Source organism: Pseudomonas sp. NPDC089534 (genome assembly GCF_044749305.1).
In the GTDB taxonomy this organism is placed as follows: domain Bacteria; phylum Pseudomonadota; class Gammaproteobacteria; order Pseudomonadales; family Pseudomonadaceae; genus Aquipseudomonas; species Aquipseudomonas ekonensis.
The window spans coordinates 1-2,579 of record NZ_JBIVHR010000194.1; the positions used below are offsets into that span (position 1 = coordinate 1).

General features: G+C 66.0%; 3 protein-coding genes and 1 pseudogene. 3 read left to right on the forward strand and 1 reads right to left on the reverse strand.

Features of this window, described 5'->3' with window-relative positions; translation table 11 throughout:
* The 3 genes from ACIP0B_RS28250 to ACIP0B_RS28260 all read left to right on the forward strand — a co-directional run.
* A partial coding sequence (locus tag ACIP0B_RS28250) for a hypothetical protein (RefSeq protein ID WP_400838447.1) occupies positions 1–323 on the forward strand: 323 nt, incomplete at its 5' end.
* Positions 324–1,283 (forward strand): nucleoside-specific channel-forming protein Tsx, encoded by a 960-nt coding sequence (locus tag ACIP0B_RS28255; RefSeq protein WP_400838449.1) that lies wholly within the window; start codon positions 324–326, stop codon positions 1,281–1,283.
* A 15-nt stretch (positions 1,284–1,298) separates the two neighbouring features.
* The gene (locus ACIP0B_RS28260; RefSeq protein ID WP_400838452.1) at positions 1,299–2,336 is read left to right on the forward strand and encodes a purine-nucleoside phosphorylase; all 1,038 of its coding nucleotides are present in this window, start codon (positions 1,299–1,301) and stop codon (positions 2,334–2,336) included.
* Positions 2,337–2,399: 63 nt separating this feature from the next.
* On the opposite strand, the pseudogene ACIP0B_RS28265 reads toward ACIP0B_RS28260, so the two are convergent.
* Positions 2,400–2,579, reverse strand: a pseudogene (locus ACIP0B_RS28265) (hypothetical protein); the annotation flags it as partial.

Here is a 2,579-nt window from a genome sequence, read left to right on the forward strand (position 1 = left end):
GGAGCCAGCCTGCTGGCGATGGCGGTGGGTCAGGCAACAGGGATGTCGGCTGTGCCGGCCTCATCGCTGGCAGGCCAGCTCCCACAAGGTTTTGTGGTGTGCAGGGATACTGCGGACAACCGGAATCCTCTGTGGGAGCCAGCCTGCTGGCGATGGCGGTGGGTCAGGCACCGGTGATGCTGGGTTGGGATGCCGGATCTGCGGGCTCTTTGAAAACTGGTACGGCTTGTGCAAACGTTTGCGAGCCGTTTATCCCGGCCATTTCGACCCCGAACCGTACAAGCCCGGAATTCCGGGCCTGGATCCGCAAAAAAGGACTTTGAATGCACGCTCCCTCCTGCCGCCCTTCCCGTGGCGCGCGCACGTTTGCCGTTTCCCTGCTACTGGCCGGCGTTACCGGACTTCTCAGCGACAGCGTCTTGGCGCAGCCGGCGACCGGCGAAGAGTCGGCCCAGGGCGAAACCCTCAGCCCCGAAGCCAGCCCGCCGAAAAAAGGCGCCTACCTGTCGGACTGGTACAACCAGAACCTGACCCTGATCGGCAGCAAGGACATCAGCTTCGGCCCTCGCCCTGCCGACGACATCTACCTGGAATACGAGTATTTCGGCCGCAAGGGCCCGTTCGAGCTGTACGGCTACATCGACGTCCCGAAGATCTTCAACATCGGCAACAGCCACGACAAAGGCGTGTGGGACCACGGCTCGCCGGTGTTCATGGAGCACGAACCGCGGATCTCCATCGACTATCTGGCCGGCCGCAGCCTGGCCATCGGCCCGTTCAAGGAGTGGTACGTGGCCTTCGACTGGATCTACGACCACGGCAGCAACAGCGCCAACCGCGCCAACACGCTCTACAGCGGCCTGGGCACCGACATCGACACCCATTCGCGGGTCAACCTGTCGGCCAACCTCTACGGCCGCTACCAGTGGGAGAACTACGGCGCCAGCAACGAGTATTCGTGGGACGGCTACCGCGCGCAGCTCAAGTACATCGTGCCCATCGACCGCTTCAGCAACGGCGCGTCGCTGACCTACATCGGCTTCACCAACTTCGACTTCGGCTCGGACCTGCACAAGGACAACCCCGCCCGCACCGCCAACGCCACGGTGGCGACCAACGTGCTGCTGTACTCGTTCACCCACCTGCGCTTCACACTGGTGGGCCGCTACTTCCACAACGGCGGCAACTGGGAGGACGGCAGCGAGCTGAACTTCGGCGACGGCGATTTCCGCGCACGCTCCAACGGCTGGGGCTACTACGCCGGCATCGGTTACCAGTTCTGATCACAGGAGGTTTTCATGAAGGCAATGACGCGTGTTTCCCTGGCCGCTGCGGCCCTGCTCTCTTCCACCGCCTGGGCGGCGACTGCGCCGGCCCAACCCGAGCCGCTGCGGCCCAAGGTGGTGCTGATCACCATGTTCGCCCCCGAGGCGCAGCACTGGATCGACCGCCTGCACCTGACGCAGGAAGTCCGCGTGCCTGGGCTGTCGGCCGAGTACCCGACGGTGCGCTGCAATGCCCGGCAGGTGTGCCTGATGGTCACCGGCATGGGCCAGACCAACGCCGCCGCCTCGACCCTGGCCCTGGCGCTGTCGCCGCAGTTCGACCTGCGCAAGAGCTACTTCCTGATCGCCGGGATCGCCGGCATCAGCCCCAAGCACGGTACCCTCGGCACCGCCGCGTGGGCGCACTACCTGGTGGAGTTCGGCACCCAGTGGGAACTGGACGCCCGTGACGCGCCCAAGGACTGGCCGACCGGCTACCTGGGCATCAACACCCGCGGGCCGAACGAAAAGCCGCCGCTGGACTACAAGACCGAAGTGTTCGAACTCAACCCGAGGCTGCAGGCCAAGGCCTTTGCCCTGAGCCGCCACGTCGCGCTGAGCGAGAGCAAGGAGTCGGCGGCCTGGCGCCTGAAGTACCCGCAGGCCCCGGCCAACCAGCCGCCGACGGTGACCCGCTGCGACACGCTGGCGGGCAACACGTGGTTCTCCGGCACCCGCCTGAGCGAGCGGGCCGAGGTCTGGACGCGGCTGCTGACCGACGGCAAGGGCGAATACTGCACCACCCAGCAGGAGGACAACTCCACCTACGAGGCCCTGCTGCGCGCCAGCCGCGAAGGCCGGATGGACGTGCAGCGCCTGGCGGTGGTGCGGGCCGGCTCGGACTTCGACCGCCCCGCCCCGGGCGGCAGCGAAGTGGACAACCTGCTCAAGTACGCCGATCAGGGCGGTTTCGCGCCGGCCCTGGAGAACCTCTACCGCACGGGCAATCCGTTGGTGCAGGACATCCTCGAGCACTGGCCGGTATGGGAAAAGGGCGTGCCTGACGCTTGATCGCCGGGCAAGAAAAAACCCGCACCTTTGGCAAGGTGCGGGTTTTTTCGTTTCAGCGTCGGATCAACGCTCCAGCAGGATCCGCAGCATGCGGCGCAGCGGCTCGGCCGCGCCCCACAGCAGCTGGTCGCCGACGGTGAACGCACCGACGAACTGCGAGCCCATGTTCAGCTTGCGCAGACGGCCGACCGGCCGAAGACCTGCTCTCGCTTGAGGGCATGGACAAGGATCTGGCGGCGGAAC

Excerpts from the sequence above, each read along its gene's own strand:
- ACIP0B_RS28255 (WP_400838449.1), top strand. The coding sequence starts at position 324 with ATGCACGCTCCCTCCTGCCGCCCTTCCCGTGGCGCGCGCACGTTTGCC.
- ACIP0B_RS28260 (WP_400838452.1), top strand. The coding sequence starts at position 1,299 with ATGAAGGCAATGACGCGTGTTTCCCTGGCCGCTGCGGCCCTGCTCTCT.